At 43.4% G+C, this 14,588-nt stretch carries 16 protein-coding genes; 12 read left to right on the plus strand and 4 right to left on the minus strand.

All coding sequences use genetic code 11. From position 1 onward, the window contains the following. Window positions 1–171: 171 nt before the first annotated feature. The 5 genes from ACRRU2_RS02825 to ACRRU2_RS02845 all read left to right on the plus strand — a co-directional run bounded on the left by ACRRU2_RS02825 (window position 172) and on the right by ACRRU2_RS02845 (window position 4,840). Window positions 172–498, plus strand: coding sequence for an antibiotic biosynthesis monooxygenase (locus ACRRU2_RS02825; protein WP_331698751.1), 327 nt, complete (start codon window positions 172–174; stop codon window positions 496–498). 185 nt (window positions 499–683) lie between these two features. After that, on the plus strand, window positions 684–1,547 hold the full coding sequence (locus tag ACRRU2_RS02830) for a MurR/RpiR family transcriptional regulator (RefSeq protein ID WP_331698753.1): 864 nt from the start codon (window positions 684–686) through the stop codon (window positions 1,545–1,547). A gap of 226 nt (window positions 1,548–1,773) precedes the next feature. After that, complete coding sequence (murQ, locus tag ACRRU2_RS02835) at window positions 1,774–2,688, plus strand: N-acetylmuramic acid 6-phosphate etherase (RefSeq protein WP_432499873.1); 915 nt, start codon at window positions 1,774–1,776, stop codon at window positions 2,686–2,688. A 48-nt stretch (window positions 2,689–2,736) separates the two neighbouring features. After that, window positions 2,737–3,888, plus strand: coding sequence for an exo-beta-N-acetylmuramidase NamZ family protein (locus ACRRU2_RS02840; RefSeq protein WP_331698755.1), 1,152 nt, complete (start codon window positions 2,737–2,739; stop codon window positions 3,886–3,888). Window positions 3,889–3,904: 16 nt separating this feature from the next. Then, window positions 3,905–4,840 carry an N-acetylglucosamine kinase gene (locus ACRRU2_RS02845; protein ID WP_432499874.1) on the plus strand — a complete coding sequence of 312 codons (936 nt, stop codon included), beginning with the start codon at window positions 3,905–3,907 and terminating at the stop codon, window positions 4,838–4,840. Window positions 4,841–4,969: 129 nt separating this feature from the next. On the opposite strand, the gene ACRRU2_RS02850 is transcribed toward ACRRU2_RS02845, so the two are convergent. From ACRRU2_RS02850 to ACRRU2_RS02865, 4 genes are all read right to left on the minus strand, one after another. Beyond that, entirely contained in the window at window positions 4,970–5,764 is a 795-nt protein-coding gene (locus ACRRU2_RS02850; RefSeq protein WP_432499875.1) for a DUF4097 family beta strand repeat-containing protein, read from the minus strand. Then, window positions 5,757–6,317, minus strand: a complete 561-nt coding sequence (locus ACRRU2_RS02855; protein WP_331698759.1) for a DUF1700 domain-containing protein — start codon at window positions 6,315–6,317, stop codon at window positions 5,757–5,759. The genes ACRRU2_RS02850 and ACRRU2_RS02855 overlap by 8 nt, the downstream gene beginning before the upstream one ends. After that, the gene (locus tag ACRRU2_RS02860; protein ID WP_331698760.1) at window positions 6,314–6,640 is read right to left on the minus strand and encodes a PadR family transcriptional regulator; all 327 of its coding nucleotides are present in this window, start codon (window positions 6,638–6,640) and stop codon (window positions 6,314–6,316) included. The genes ACRRU2_RS02855 and ACRRU2_RS02860 overlap by 4 nt, the downstream gene beginning before the upstream one ends. A gap of 256 nt (window positions 6,641–6,896) precedes the next feature. After that, window positions 6,897–7,484, minus strand: a complete 588-nt coding sequence (locus ACRRU2_RS02865) for a TetR/AcrR family transcriptional regulator (protein WP_331698761.1) — start codon at window positions 7,482–7,484, stop codon at window positions 6,897–6,899. A gap of 312 nt (window positions 7,485–7,796) precedes the next feature. Here ACRRU2_RS02865 and ACRRU2_RS02870 point away from each other — a divergent pair, with 312 nt between their 5' ends. The 7 genes from ACRRU2_RS02870 to ACRRU2_RS02900 all read left to right on the plus strand — a co-directional run bounded on the left by ACRRU2_RS02870 (window position 7,797) and on the right by ACRRU2_RS02900 (window position 14,525). Further along, the gene (locus tag ACRRU2_RS02870; RefSeq protein ID WP_331698762.1) at window positions 7,797–8,489 is read left to right on the plus strand and encodes a Crp/Fnr family transcriptional regulator; all 693 of its coding nucleotides are present in this window, start codon (window positions 7,797–7,799) and stop codon (window positions 8,487–8,489) included. A gap of 146 nt (window positions 8,490–8,635) precedes the next feature. Then, complete coding sequence (locus ACRRU2_RS02875) at window positions 8,636–8,959, plus strand: phasin family protein (protein WP_432499876.1); 324 nt, start codon at window positions 8,636–8,638, stop codon at window positions 8,957–8,959. A 54-nt stretch (window positions 8,960–9,013) separates the two neighbouring features. Beyond that, window positions 9,014–10,687: an ABC1 kinase family protein gene (locus tag ACRRU2_RS02880; RefSeq protein ID WP_432499877.1), complete on the plus strand. Its 1,674-nt coding sequence runs from the start codon at window positions 9,014–9,016 to the stop codon at window positions 10,685–10,687. A gap of 27 nt (window positions 10,688–10,714) precedes the next feature. After that, entirely contained in the window at window positions 10,715–11,137 is a 423-nt protein-coding gene (locus tag ACRRU2_RS02885; protein ID WP_331698765.1) for a VOC family protein, read from the plus strand. A gap of 166 nt (window positions 11,138–11,303) precedes the next feature. Then, window positions 11,304–12,155 (plus strand): class I fructose-bisphosphate aldolase, encoded by an 852-nt coding sequence (locus ACRRU2_RS02890; protein WP_331698766.1) that lies wholly within the window; start codon window positions 11,304–11,306, stop codon window positions 12,153–12,155. Continuing rightward, window positions 12,148–13,296 (plus strand): Gfo/Idh/MocA family protein, encoded by a 1,149-nt coding sequence (locus ACRRU2_RS02895; protein ID WP_331698767.1) that lies wholly within the window; start codon window positions 12,148–12,150, stop codon window positions 13,294–13,296. Before ACRRU2_RS02890 ends, ACRRU2_RS02895 begins: the two co-directional genes overlap by 8 nt. A gap of 26 nt (window positions 13,297–13,322) precedes the next feature. After that, window positions 13,323–14,525, plus strand: coding sequence for a carbohydrate kinase family protein (locus ACRRU2_RS02900; RefSeq protein ID WP_432499878.1), 1,203 nt, complete (start codon window positions 13,323–13,325; stop codon window positions 14,523–14,525). Window positions 14,526–14,588: the final 63 nt, after the last annotated feature.

Genomic DNA, 14,588 nt, shown 5'->3' on the forward strand with positions numbered 1-14,588 from the left:
TCGCTCATTATATCGAAGCGGGAACGTCTAAGCAATGAAAGTCGAATAATAATAGCGAATATATGCTTGGAAATGGCAAATTATTTGACAATGAGAATCGTTATCGATATCATAATATGGAAGAGATACAAAGGAAGATTATGCAGCGCTGTTTATAAAGGAGGAAATGCAATGCTTATTCAATTAAGGAAAATAGTTGTTCAGCCTGGTTTTGCAGATGAAGTGATAGAGAGATTTAGCCGTCAGGGGGCTGTCGATGAAATGAAGGGCTTTATCGATCGCACCGTTATGGTTAATCGTCGCAGCAAGGATAGCGAGGAAGTAGTGGCGATGATTCGCTGGGAGTCGGAAGAGGATTGGAAAAACTGGGAGAAAAGTCCGGTTCATATCGCGGGGCACCGTGAAAAAAGAGGACAGCAGCCGCCAGAGTATGTTATAGAGTCATCTGTCCAAATGTATAATGTAAAGGCTACGAGTACAGGAACTTATACGCCATAATAGGAAGTTGCAAGGCAAGAACGCGCATCCTGGATGAAGCATCCGGGCAACGCGTTCTTTTTTTGTTCTACATTCCGCTAAAGCCATTTGGCTTTGTTACTATTAATGAAGAAATGTGAATTGAAATAAAATTTTAGGCTGATATAATAGAGTTGAAAAATAATTAATGTGAGTAGGTAGTCAAAATGGCGATAAATGACAATATTCTTATAAAAATACGTGATATGAAAGAAAGCCTTACTCCAGTAGAAAAAATGGTAGCGGAGTACGTATTGGCAAATTTAGATGAAATACCGCATTTGTCCATTAAAAATCTGGCGATTGCGAGCAAAACAAGCGATGCCTCTGTGCTTCGTTTTTGCAAATCGCTCGGCTATAGCGGCTACAGAGCTTTTATTGTAAGCATCTCTGCTTCAATCGGTTCTATGGATGAGGAACAGAAAGATCAATATACGGATATTCAGCCTGGGGATGAATTGACTACAATCATTGCAAATATTTGTCACAATAACAGCAAATCGATTGAGGATACATTAAGTATTATCGATCGCAACGAAATTGCCCGAGCCGTCGACTTACTTATTAAATGCAACAGAATCGTATTTTTCGGCATTGGGGCCTCTGGACTAGTATGTATGGATGCCGAGCAAAAGTTTTCAAGAATTAATAAAATGTGCCATGCCTATACAGATGGCCACAGCCAGCTGACAGCAGCTACGCTGCTTGGCCGTGATGATGTTGCATTTTTTGTTTCAAATTCAGGAGATACGTCCGATATTTTAGAAACATTAGAAACGACTAGAAAGAATCATGCTCATACCATTGCGCTTACGAGATATAATAAAAGTGAGCTCGCCAACAAATCCGATATTGTGCTCAGTATATCGACGCCTGAGATTTCAATAAGAAGCGGAGCAATGGGTTCGCGTATCGCTATGCTTACTGTAATTGATATTTTATTTGCAGGCGTAGCAAGCGCAGAATATCAAAATGTTAAAAAGTATTTAACCAAGACACATAATATACTGTCAAGCAAGCACAAAAACTAAAAGAGACCTGCCATTATAATTACACGATGAGAGACATTATTCAGCAGAAATAATGTCTCTTTTTATTTAAAATAAAATATCAGAATAATATATTATAATAAAATAAAATTTCAAAATCTATTGACAAGAAATCAGTCCCAATATTACGATGTATATAAGGGGAAAAGTAAGAAAAATCAGCTTACAGCAGTTTTCGCGTATATTATCTAGGTAGGGGAATGATTTTATGAATGAATACTTTGCAGGGCTGACCACGGAAGAGATTAATGAAGCGACGGGTATGATTGACGAAAGCACGACAGAAGAAATGCTGCAATTGATCAACCGTGAGAATGCTAAAGTGACAGCTGCTGTTGAGTCCGAAATACCGCAAATTGCAGAAGCTATCGATCGACTATATGAAGTTCTAAAAAATGGCGGCCGAATGCTTTATGTCGGAGCAGGCACTTCTGGCAGATTAGGCGTGCTGGATGCTTCTGAATGCCCGCCGACGTTCGGCACGGACCCTCTATTAGTGCAGGGACATATTGCAGGTGGAGATATTGCACTGCGTACCGCAGTCGAAGGCTTTGAAGATAATGCTGAAGAAGGTATGGCTCTTATAGAACAATGCGGGGTTACGAGCAAGGATGCTGTCATTGGCATATCTGCATCAGGAAGCGCTGCATTTGTAATAGCTGCATTAGAGAAAGCCGGTCAAATGGGAGCATTGACCATCAGTGTCGTAAATAACAAGCATTCGAGGCTTGAGCAGGCATGTGAAATTTGCATTGCGCCTGTCGTTGGTCCGGAGGTCATTATGGGCTCGACTCGTTTGAAGGCCGGCACAGCTCAGAAGCTTGTGCTCAATATGCTGTCTACTGGCGTAATGGTTAAACTGGGAAAGACCTATAATAATTTAATGGTTGACTTGAAAGCAAGCAACAAGAAGCTTTATGACCGGTCCATTCGCATCGTTAGAAATGTAACTGCCGTCGATTATGATACTGCGGCAAGCTATTTGGAGCAGGCCGCTTTAAGCAGCAAGCTGGCCATTATGATGATAAAAACCGGACTTGATGCAGATGCGGCCAAACAGCAGCTGGAACTGCATGAAGGCCGTTTGAAGCAGGCGATCCAGCATTATTATGCTGCCAATTAACCGTCTATTCCATGAATGATTTTGCTTAATGCGGAAGGGGACTTATATATGAGTACATTTATTGGCAATGGTATTGATCAGCTCTCTGAGGTGCATTCTATTTTGCAAGGCAAGCGAATTGGCCTGCTCACCTCGCCAACCGGAGTGGATGCTAGCTTGCGCTCCACGATTGATATTATTCATGAAAGGTATGAGCTGACCGCATTGTTTTCGCCTGAGCACGGCGTTAGAGGAGATCAAGAGGCCGGCGCGCTTATCGATACCTATACTGACCCGGCTACAGGGGTTCCTGTATACAGCTTGTATCGCAAAGATTCAAAACGTATAACGAATGAAATGCTGGATAATGTAGATGTAGTTGTATATGATATTCAAGATATAGGCACCAGATTTTATACGTATATATATTCAATGATCTATATGATTGAGGATTGCGCGCGATTAGGCAGAGAACTGGTTATACTGGATCGTATCAATCCATTGGATGGCGTTACGGTTGAAGGCAATGTGCTGAAGGACGGCTTTCAATCCTTTGTAGGAAATTATCCGCTTGCAATGAGATACGGGCTGACTTGCGGCGAAATAGCACTTATGGTCAATGATCAAATGAATTACGGCTGCAAGCTTCACGTAGCCAAGCTGGCCAACTGGAACAGAGAGCTGCAGTTTCCTGACACAGGAAAGGTATGGATACAGCCTTCTGTGAACATTCCAAGATTTGACGCTGCATTGCTGTATCCAGGCACCTGCCTGTTTGAAGGCACTAATATTTCTGAAGGCCGCGGAACGACATTCCCTTTTGAAATGATCGGAGCTCCTTTTATTGATGCGGTTAAGCTCGCTGCCGCAATGAATAGCAAGAAGTTTGCAGGCGTACACTTCCGCCCGGCATACTTCAGACCTTCCTTTTCCAAGCATGCGGGCATATTATGCCAAGGCGTGCAGCTGCATGTGCTGGACAGAAAGGCCGTTCAATCCGTCAATATTGGATTAGAGCTGTTATTTGCTGTGAAAGAGCAGACCGAGCAATTTTCATTTCTTCCACCTATTAAAGAAGGCTCTCGTCCATTTATCGATCTTTTGGCTGGTGACAAAATATTACGTGAGCATAATGGGACAGCGGCTGAGCTTCGCGAGCAGTTTTCAGAGGAAAGCGAGCGTTTTGCAGCGATGAAAAAAGATTACCATCTATACAAGTAGTCAGGATGTGTAGCGAATGAGTTATGTTATAGGAATAGATGGCGGCGGAACTAAAACCGAAGTCGTTATCGCTGACCTGGAATTAACGGAGCTTCACCGTTTTTCGGCAGGAGCGATTAATCTTAACGGGAAATCTGAAGCGGGAGTACAGCAAAGCTTTCAGGATATTGCCAGTCAAATGATTTCACGCAATATGGATTGGGCGGATTGCAAATATGCTGCTATTGGTGCAGCAGGCATCAGCAATCCATTGGTCAAGGCGCAGCTGGAGAAATTTGTTCGTGAGATGGGATATACAGGTCCATTAACGATTGTTGGAGATCAGGTAACCGCGCTTTATGGAGCGCATCGTGCTGGCAAAGGGAGCTCAGGCGTCATTTTAATTGCAGGTACAGGCTCTATTTGCTTTGGCAAAAGCAAATCCGGCTCTATGCATAGGGTAGGAGGCTTCGGCTATTTGCTTGATGATGAAGGAAGCGGCTACAGTATAGGGCGCGATATTCTTAGCGCAGTGCTGCAAGCAAGCGATGGCAGAGCAGAGCCAACCATTTTTCAACAGCTTGTTTTTGAAAAGCTGCAGCTGAGCACGATACAAGAAATAGTCGGTTTTGTTTATGCACCGTCAACGAGTAAAGGGGATATTGCCGCGATAGCTCCATTGCTGTCTACTGCACTAGATGCGCATGATCATGCTGCACTGAAAATTGCAGACAAGAGCGCTGCTTCCCTGGTCGAGCTTGTGATTCCGATTATGAACCAGTTCGGTGCTGAGGAAGGCGCGCCTATCGCTTTTGCAGGCAGTGTTCTTCTAAAAAATAATCGGATACAAAAGGCCGTAGTGGAGCAATTGCGTATGCATTATCCGCAAATATTGTGCTATCCGGCTAAGCAGGATGCGGCTTTTGGCGCGGTTCTGCTCGCAGCAGAGCAATTAAATATAAATCAAGGATAAACGGCTCCGCCGTCCTTTGGACGGGCACGTTTACCGATGAAATATAAGAACAGATTATAAGGTGAAAAAACTTATACTTTTTAAGCAAAAAAGAGCGGTTGTCCGCTCTTTTTTTTTGCAATATTAAGGCTATTGGCGCTTTATTGTAATTTTTCCATCATTCAGCTTCAAATTTACTTTTGTTTCGCCATTGCCATATAGCATACTTGAGTTTCTTTCTCCGAATAGCGATACTAACCCGTCTTGAATGCTAGTGCTAATAAATGCATTTTCCGGCTCGTCAACGACCGTTAACTGAATGAGACCATCTCTTGCGGCAAGACTGATCGGAAACTGCAGCTTCGCTGTATGCATTTTAATAATAGCGTCCTTCATATCGGCGTTAATTGCGCCAGCCGCTTCTTCCAGCTCAAGTATACCGTCATTGCCTTTAATCGTCGTTTGAGCTGCCACCGTATTTTTCAATCTAATAAGCCCATCGCGCCCTGTAATAACTAATTGCTCCGCTTGAAGCTGCTCGATCAGCAGTGTGCCGTCATGCTTGCTGACTTTAATTTGCTCGTATTGCTTTGCAGGCACAAATAATTTAATAGCTTCTGTTTTTGGAAAAATGTTAAAGTTAAACAGCTTAAATTGCTTATTGTCGTATTTAATGAATAGAAGCGAATCTTGAACGGAAACGGACAATTTTTTATTCGTTTTATGACCCGATACTTCAATATAGGCATGGGCTCGATTAGTTGGCAAAAGCTCTACCTTGGCATCGTAGGTTAATAGTTCAATCTGCTTGTAATTCGGATCTTTAATTTCAATTTCCTGCACAGGCAATTGACGGTTCTGTTCGCTATTTGTAGCGATGGCCCCAACCAATCCTATAATCAGCAGCAAGAGCGCGATAATTGATACTTTTTTGAATTTATTCATCTTGAAGTCCTCCCTTGACAAGCCTCATGTTAAACTTGAGATATTTAATGAAGCTATTGTTAATCGCTCTTGTTGCCGTAACCATTCCAATAATGATAAAAAAGCCTAGGCCGCATAGCGCCAATGAAATAAACAATTCAAATAAATTAAACATTTCGAAATCAATAATGATGTTAAACAAGAAAAACAATGGCGCCAATACGAAGCTGATGCCCGCCAGCCAGCCTGCAACAACAAGTCCAAGCAATGCGGCAAAAGGTGCAAGCACAATAATTAAATTGAAAAAGCCGAGACCAATGACAGCCCATGTCGCACGCAGCATATTGCCAGCTGTAGTAGTTGAGGTAGCGCGTTCTATATGATAGGCGGCGAGCAGCTCTTTACTTATTTGCTTTGGCGAGCCCAGTGCAGATATCATTTGCTCCTCCGTCTTGCCATCGTGCAGTCCAAAGGTGAAATATTCTTCATAATCCTGCAGTATTTCCTGCCTTTCATTATGAGGCAGTTTAGCTAACAGCTTATTAAGCTGTTGAAAAAATTCCGGCTTATTCATACCGATTTTGTTCTCCCCTCAGCAATTAATGTGTTCACTCCGTTTGTAAAAGTCATCCACTCACGCAGCTGATCATTCAAGTAGCTTCGTCCTTCCTTCGTTAGCGTGTAATATTTCCTGGGAGGGCCTTCTGACGATTCCTTCAGATAGGAGGTCAAATAGCCTTCCTTCATTAAACGGCGCAAAAGGGGATAGACCGAGCCTTCCGAAATTTCTATCTGATCGGAGATCATTTGGACCAATTCATAGCCATAGCGATCCTGTTGATCCAGCAATGCCAGCACGCATAAGTTTAATACGCCTTTTTTAAATTGTACATTCACGAAATGCTTCCTCCCTTCACTACTGTTCATTGAACAATACTGTGTCATGACTAGTACGAATTAAGAAGAGCATAACATATGGTACTGTTCAATGCAAGGTACTGAATGATATTTAATATAAAATGGGTGCAGCTGCAGTTGGCTGTTACTAGCTATACGTAAAAAAAACCTTTTAACTATTGCGCTTCTGAGGTGAAGCAGTTCAATAATTAAAAGGTTTAAATAATAATGGCAGAGATAAGTGTGTGCGCCAAGGTCAGCAGCCTAAGCCGGCAAGCACAAACTGTGTAGTGTCGTTAACCTCCTGTTGAATTTCCTGCGGCTCAAAAACAGCTTCAGGAAAAAGAAACGTATCATAAACAGGGAAGATTAGTAATGAGGCTATAAAGGACAGCATTAAATTGAGTGAATTATACCGAAAAACATGTTCTTCCTTGCCTTTCATTAAAATCATTTTGAGACGGTCGAAATAGGGGGTAATGATTTTGCTGACGGCTTCAGATCGGGAACTCCCAGAGGATAGTTCATGTTTGAGCAGCATAAGGAATTGTTTGTCTTGCGCGCGCATATGTAAAAATATATCTATAAATCTATGCAGTGCAGCTTTAGCGTCTTGAATATTATCCATATAAGCAAGCTTCTGCTCCGTATCATGATATAAATAATCAATTACACTAAGGTAAAGTTTTTCCTTTGAGCCAAAATAGTAGGATACGAGTGCAAGATTGGCTTCGGCCATTTCACAAATTTTACGAATGGATGTCCCGCTAAAGCCTTCTGTCGCAAAACAAATTTTGGCAGCATCAAGAATTCTCTTTTTGGATTCGTCTTGTTTCTGAGTCATTCTTGTCCTCCGCATTAACTTTTATCTAATTATAGTAAAATCAAGTGCAAAATTCAAGAAATTAATATTCATTTTTACCAATAATGGATCGTGATTCCATCATCGTTAAGCCTTGCTGTATCAACTGTTTGTTGATAGTCAGTAGTCATGCTTGTAACAGGATGCGCAGCATTTATTCTGGATGAAGCAAATATATTGTGGAATGAATTACTTTATTTAAAAATGAATGATAAAATATATTAAAAAGAATGCTATTATTTTATATTTTTATAGCGGTTTGTTGCAACATGAAGAGAGGGGTTTGAAAGAAGTATGGATAAAACGATTGCCTTTTTGAGGGAAGTTCCTTTTTTTGCAAATCTTGAAATAGAAGAATTGGAAAAAGTAGCTTCTTTGCTGATTACTCGCAAATATGATCGGGGTACGAATGTTTTTCTAGAAGGAGGCGAGGGTGATGAGTTTTATCTCATTCAAAGCGGTGTCGTGAAAATATATAAAGAAAGTGATACTCGAGAAATTATTTTGGCTTTATTCGGGGAAGGCGACTTTTTTGGGGAGATGGCTGTTTTAGAAAATGAACAGACACGCTCAGCCTCTGCAATGATTATGGAGCAGTCTGTATTGTATGTGCTTAAACGAAAAGATTTTACATGGGTTATGAATAAAAATCCGCAAATCGCAATTAAAATTATGTATACTGCGCTTGAGCGCTTGCGGGCTTCCAATGAGCTTATAAAGGATCTTACTTTTCGCGATGCGCGTAAACGAATCGTGAACGGTTTGTATCGCCTCGTTGAAAAGCATGGCTTGAAATCAGGGTCCGGCGTTTTGATCGATTTAAAGCTCACCCATCAGCAAGTTGCTGATATGAGCGGTACGGTCAGGGAAACGGTAACCAAGTTTATGCTTGATCTCCAAAGTCAAAACATTATTCGAATTGATAAGAAAAAAATATTTATTTATGATATTGAAAAATTCAAGCAGCTGCTAGGTGACGAATTTTAAATGATAAGCGGACTTCATCGCTATAGAAAAAGTTGACGAAATCGTCAGCTTTTTTTTGTTGGCTCATCTAGCTTCGTCTAATATAACACTTCTTTTAAATCAGAGTATGGGAATTGCGAAATGTGGAAAGCTAGGAGAGACTTTCCATGTCTTTTAACAAAGGAGCGAATCAGATGAAGGATTTTGTCAATCGAGCGGTTTCATTAGGCCTAGGCATCGTTGTAGAAAGCAAGGAGCAAATTGAAAAGGCTGTGGACGAGCTTGTAAAAAAAGGTGAGCTTAGCAGGGAGGAGTCGGCATCGGTCGTTAATGAAATGGTAGAAAAGGGCGAGCAGCTGAGAGGCCGTCTAGAAACGATCGTTAAAAACAAGCTGAATGATCAAGCCGTCCGCAATGACTTTGCCACGAAGGAAGAGCTGCAAGCCTTAACGGCAAGAATTGAAAAGCTGGAGCAATTAATGCAAAGCTGATCAGCCGAACTTTTAAGAAAATGCCAGTCATGACGACGGAAGGTGGGAATGAACATGAGCATGAACAAAAAAATTCGTCATTTGCAGCGATATCATCATATTGCAGCTGCGCTTATGCGCAACGGGTTTGGATTCCTCATTCATGATCTCGGCTTGCCTAACGTCATTCTTAAATTTCAAAAAAACGATTATGAGGAAAAACAGAAGCATTCCGTATGGGAAAGAATTAGACATATTCTTGAGGATTTAGGGCCGACCTATGTTAAGCTTGGCCAAATTGCAAGTACGCGCCCAGATTTGCTGCCAGCCGAGTTAATTATGGAGCTCCAGCAGTTGCAGGATAAAGTAGCTCCTTTCCCTTACGACGATGTCGAACGCATTATTAAAGCAGAGCTTGGAGCCAGTATTGACAGTCTGTTTCAAGCTTTTGACAAAGCACCTATAGCATCCGCTTCGATCGGCCAGGTTCATGAGGCGAGATTATGGGATGGGACAGCTGTCGCCGTAAAAGTGCAGCGCCCGCGCATAGCAGCGAATATGGCAACTGATCTTGAGATGCTTAAAGAGCTGGCTGCAATAGCTGAGCGCCATTTCGAATGGGCTAGCAGCTACAGATTGCAGGAGGTTGTGGCAGAGCTTGCACGCTCGTTAAAAGAGGAGCTTGATTATTCTGCTGAGGCGGAAAATGGAAAAAAGTTTGCCAAAACATGCGCCAAGCACGAGAATGTTCATGTTCCAGTTATTTATTCCTCTTATAGCACGCGCAAAGTGTTAACGATGCAACTGATGAAAGGAATAAAGCTTTCTGATTTGGAAAGTCTGACAGAGACCGGTATAGACAAAAGCGGGCTTGCGTATCAATACGCCTCCTTAATGCTGCATCAAATATTAATTGATGGCGTTTTTCATGGCGATCCGCATCCAGGCAATGTGCTAGTGCTGCAGGATGGTTCATTATGTCTGCTCGATTTTGGTATGGTTGGCAGGCTGTCCATCAATATGAAGAGCCATTTCGCTTCTCTGGTTATCGCTCTGCGCAATAAGAGCTCCAAAGGCATATTGCGGGCTATATCCAAGATGGGCATCGTACCGGAGGACGCTGATGAGGACCAGCTGCTTGCCGATATCGATAAGCTGCGGGACAAGTACTACGAAATTCCGTTGAGCGACGTAAGTATCGGAGAATCTGTCAATGATTTGCTAGCTGTTGCTTTTCGGCATCAAATACGAATGCCCGTGGAATTAACGGTATTAGGAAAAGCGCTGCTTACATTGGAAGGTGTAGTAACGATGCTTGATCCTGCTATAAGCATTATAGATGTAGCAGAACCATATGGCAGGCGCCTGTTTCTGGAACAGCTCAACCCGGTTCGTATCGGATTGAAATGGATGGAGGAAATTCCTGATTTTATAGAATTGCTGTCGCAAATTCCTAAAAACCTGAAAAAGCTCAGCACCATTTTGCAGCGCGGAAAGCTGAAGCTTGATATTACTACTCCGGAATTGGCTCAGGTTTTAAATAAAATGGATCAAATTACGAATAAAATATCGCTCAGCATCGTGCTGCTTTCGTTCAGCATTATTATGGTAGGCTTGATTATTGGATCTGCTATTAGCAATCAGCATTCGGAAATATGGAACTTCCCAATCGTTGAGATTGGCTTGTCCATTTCTGGTATACTTGCTTTATGGTTAATATTTGCTATTTTTCGATCCGGCAGATTTTAGCTAAAACACGAAAAGGAGTGAATGGTGATGTCGGTAGATGTATATTTGAATTTCAATGGGAATTGCAGAGAAGCAGTGGAGTTTTATGCAGAGGTGTTCGAATTGGAGATGCCCAAAATAATGACGTTTGGCGAAACTCCCCAGCATCCTGATTATCCGCTGCCAGAGGAAGCAAAATCGTTAATTATGCATACAAGGCTGAATATAAGCGGAAGCAATGTGATGTTTTCGGATGTGTTTCCCGGCATGCCATTTATAGCAGGCAATAATATTTCGCTTTCTATTGTAACTGACAGCAAGGAAGAAATTGAAGCTGCGTTTCATAAGCTAAAGGTTGGCGGACAAGTCGGCATGGAGCTGCAAGAGACATTTTGGAGCAGTTACTATGGTATGGTAACCGATAAATTCGGCATTTCCTGGCAGTTTAATTTAGGCATGGGCGACTTTTAATGCTAATGTGCTGATTTAAAAGGCGGTGTTACAGTAAATGACTGTAATACTGCTTTTTTGTGAAATAAAATGTTCGTTTATAACATTTAGGGAGTTGTATATGGACATTATAGTCGAAACAGGTTATAGTAAGTGTTGTAAAATAACATTTGGAGGAGATGGAGTTATGTCAGCGGTAACAGCTAGATTAAATCGCATGTTTGCAGAGGATGGCAAATGCTTTGACGTTGCAATCGATCACGGATTTTTTAATGAGTATTCTTTTTTATCCGGCATTGAAAATATGAAGCAAGCTATTGATACCGTCGTTCAGGCTAATCCTGACTGCATTCAGCTTAGTTTGGGCCAGGCAAGAATTTATAAAGATATTCCGGGCAAGAAGAAGCCGGGTCTTGTATTAAGAACGGATGCTGCAAATATTTATGGCACTAAGCTTCCCCGCACCTTGTTTAGCGAATTGATTGATCAAGCGGTAGAGCATGCTGTCCGTATGGATGCGGTAGCGATATGCGTAAATTTATTGCTGCTTCCGGAGCAGCCGGAGCTCCATCATCAATGTGTAAGAAATATAGCAAAATTAAAGACTGAGTGTGAGAGATATGGCATGCCTCTAATGGTAGAGCCGCTAGTTATGCTGCCAAACGATGTGAAGGGCGGATATATGGTTGACGGTGATATAGAAAAAATTATGCCGCTTGTACGTCAGGGCGTGGAGCTAGGTGCTGATATTATTAAAGCGGATCCTTGTGATGATGTGACGCAGTATCATCGAGTAATTGAAGTGGCATCAGGTATTCCTGTGCTTGTTCGCGGTGGCGGACGCGCGGGCGACGAGGAGATATTAAGCCGTACAGTTGAGCTGATGAAGCAGGGTGCAGCAGGTATCGTTTACGGTCGCAACGTCGTCCAGCATCCTAATCCGGCGGGCATGACTTCAGCGCTTATGTCTATTGTACATAACGGTGCTTCACTGGACGAAGCGTTAGCTGTTTTGAAAGGGGAGGCCGCTAATGTCTAGTCGCATATTGCGTTTCGGCGTTATTGGCTGCGGATTGATGGGCAAGGAGTTTGCCAGTGCGGCAGCAAGATGGTGCCATCTGACAACTGTGGATGTGAAGCCTGTAATTACAGCTGTATGCGATGCGAATGAAGAGGCAGCAAAGTGGTTTACTGCGCATATTGATTCTGTTAAACGAACTTATACTGATTATAAGGATTTGCTTGCTGACCCAGAGGTAGATGCTGTTTATTGCGCTGTACCGCACCATCTCCATCAGCAAATATATATTGATATTATTGAAGCAGGCAAACATTTGCTAGGGGAGAAGCCGTTTGGCATAGATCAGAAGGCGAATGCTGCTATTTTGAATGCAATTGAACGTAATCCTCATGTGCTCGTGCGCTGTTCTTCGGAATTTCCTTTCTTCCCTGGCGCTTATCAGCTGAGCCAATGGGTGAGGGAAGGCAGATTCGGTAAAATTATTGAAGTGGAAGCGGGCTTCTGGCATTCCAGTGATTTGGATCCGAATAAACAGATTAATTGGAAGAGGAAAGTCAGCACGAATGGTGAATATGGCTGTATGGGCGATTTAGGCATGCATGTGCTGCATTTGCCTCTTCGCTTAGGCTGGAAGCCTAATAATGTGCGCGCTCTGCTGTCCAAGGTTGTGAGTGAAAGACCGGATCATACAGGTGTAATGGTCCCTTGCGAGACTTGGGATAATGCGATTTTGGCTTGTGAGGTGTCAAATGAGCAGTCTGGCACTTTTCCGATGGTGCTTTCGATGAAGCGCATAGCGCCTGGCCATGCCAATACATGGTTTCTTAAAATAAGCGGTACGGAGTTTTCAGCAGAGTTTAACACGAAAAATCCGAAACAAATTGCTTCACTCCCTTATACTTCAGGCGGTCCTCAAGCGTGGCATGTGATGGACGCCCCGTATCAGACGGCTTACAGCAGCATAACGGGATCCATATTTGAGTTTGGCTTCTCCGATTCCATCTTGCAAATGTGGGCAGCGTTTTGTGATGAAGCGGCCCATGGCGCGGTTAATCAGCCGCTTTATTGTGCGACACCAGAGGAAACGGCAGCCAGCCACGCGCTATTTTCAGCAGCGCTGGAATCAAATAGAACGGGACAGACGGTTAAGCTTTACTAAATGATAAGCACGCTGGAGGGATTAATATGTCCAAGCAAAAGACAGATGTTGTTGTAGCAGGCCATATCTGCTTAGACATCATTCCGACTATTCGGCACCAGCCAAGCGATTTGAATAAACTGTTTGTGCCTGGCAAGCTCGTTGATGTGGGCGCTGCACTTACCGCTACTGGCGGGGCGGTGTCCAATACAGGGATAGCCTTGCACAGACTGGGAGCCTCCGTTCGTTTGATGGGCAAAGTGGGGAAGGATCAGTTCGGCCAAGCTATATTGAATTTATTGCAGGAATCAGGCTCTGGCTTATCTGATGGAATGATCGTTACTGAAGGAGAGAACAGCTCTTATACAGTCGTTATAAGTCCGCCCGGATTTGACCGCGTTTTTCTGCATCATACCGGGACGAATGATACGTTTGAAAGTAAAGATGTTGATAGCGAGAAGCTGGAAGGCGTGCGGCTTTTTCATTTTGGCTACCCTCCGCTCATGCGCAAGATGTATACAAATGACGGTACTGAGCTGGAGGCTTTATTGCGCAGGGTAAAGTCTTTCGGCATTACAACCTCATTGGATCTTGCGAAGCCTGACCCTGATTCTGACGCTGGCCAAGCAGATTGGACTGGCATCTTGCAGCGTATCCTTCCTCATACGGATTTATTTTTGCCTAGCTTTGAAGAGGTGCTGTATATGCTGGACCCTGCTGAATTTGAGAAGCTGGAGGATCAATACGGCAGCCGTATGCTCAGCGCAATATACGGGGCAACGCTGTCCTCGCTTGCAGACCGGTTAATCGGGCTTGGAGCCGCAGTCGTGGCGATCAAGCTTGGCGAGCATGGATTATATATGCGTACGACTGCAAGGCAGGAGCGTATTCAAGCGATGGGAGCTTGCGCGCCAAGCAGCAGTGCTTGGCTAGGGCGCGAGCTGTTAATTCCGTGTTACCACGTTCAAGTTGTTGGAACGACAGGCGCTGGCGATTGCACAATTGCAGGCTTCCTGACAGCAATATTAAAGGGCCTGGAACCGCAGCAGGCTTTGCATAGCGCGGTCGCGGTCGGTGCATGCAATGTGGAGCAAGCCGATGCGACAAGCGGCGTTCCAAAATGGGAGGCCGTGGAGAAGCGCTTGGCGCAGGGCTGGAGACAAAGAGAGCAGCTGCTTGAGCTTACGGATTGGCAATATGATGATCTGCTGGGACTATGGAGAGGGCCGGAGGACAGGAACGGTTTATGAAACGCAGCACTGGCCAGCCGGCTTGCGCTTTCTAGTAAGCTGTCAGCATGTGTTGCAAGCGTT

It is taken from the genome of Paenibacillus sp. GXUN7292, assembly GCF_050864975.1.
Taxonomy (GTDB): domain Bacteria; phylum Bacillota; class Bacilli; order Paenibacillales; family Paenibacillaceae; genus Pristimantibacillus.

Excerpts from the sequence above, each read along its gene's own strand:
- ACRRU2_RS02830 (WP_331698753.1), top strand. The coding sequence starts at position 684 with ATGGCGATAAATGACAATATTCTTATAAAAATACGTGATATGAAAGAA.
- ACRRU2_RS02825 (WP_331698751.1), top strand. The coding sequence starts at position 172 with ATGCTTATTCAATTAAGGAAAATAGTTGTTCAGCCTGGTTTTGCAGAT.
- ACRRU2_RS02845 (WP_432499874.1), top strand. The coding sequence starts at position 3,905 with ATGAGTTATGTTATAGGAATAGATGGCGGCGGAACTAAAACCGAAGTC.
- ACRRU2_RS02840 (WP_331698755.1), top strand. The coding sequence starts at position 2,737 with ATGAGTACATTTATTGGCAATGGTATTGATCAGCTCTCTGAGGTGCAT.
- ACRRU2_RS02865 (WP_331698761.1), bottom strand. The coding sequence starts at position 7,484 with ATGACTCAGAAACAAGACGAATCCAAAAAGAGAATTCTTGATGCTGCC.
- ACRRU2_RS02870 (WP_331698762.1), top strand. The coding sequence starts at position 7,797 with ATGGATAAAACGATTGCCTTTTTGAGGGAAGTTCCTTTTTTTGCAAAT.
- ACRRU2_RS02890 (WP_331698766.1), top strand. The coding sequence starts at position 11,304 with ATGTCAGCGGTAACAGCTAGATTAAATCGCATGTTTGCAGAGGATGGC.
- ACRRU2_RS02880 (WP_432499877.1), top strand. The coding sequence starts at position 9,014 with ATGAGCATGAACAAAAAAATTCGTCATTTGCAGCGATATCATCATATT.
- ACRRU2_RS02900 (WP_432499878.1), top strand. The coding sequence starts at position 13,323 with ATGTCCAAGCAAAAGACAGATGTTGTTGTAGCAGGCCATATCTGCTTA.
- ACRRU2_RS02855 (WP_331698759.1), bottom strand. The coding sequence starts at position 6,317 with ATGAATAAGCCGGAATTTTTTCAACAGCTTAATAAGCTGTTAGCTAAA.
- murQ (WP_432499873.1), top strand. The coding sequence starts at position 1,774 with ATGAATGAATACTTTGCAGGGCTGACCACGGAAGAGATTAATGAAGCG.
- ACRRU2_RS02895 (WP_331698767.1), top strand. The coding sequence starts at position 12,148 with ATGTCTAGTCGCATATTGCGTTTCGGCGTTATTGGCTGCGGATTGATG.
- ACRRU2_RS02850 (WP_432499875.1), bottom strand. The coding sequence starts at position 5,764 with ATGAATAAATTCAAAAAAGTATCAATTATCGCGCTCTTGCTGCTGATT.
- ACRRU2_RS02875 (WP_432499876.1), top strand. The coding sequence starts at position 8,636 with ATGTCTTTTAACAAAGGAGCGAATCAGATGAAGGATTTTGTCAATCGA.
- ACRRU2_RS02885 (WP_331698765.1), top strand. The coding sequence starts at position 10,715 with ATGTCGGTAGATGTATATTTGAATTTCAATGGGAATTGCAGAGAAGCA.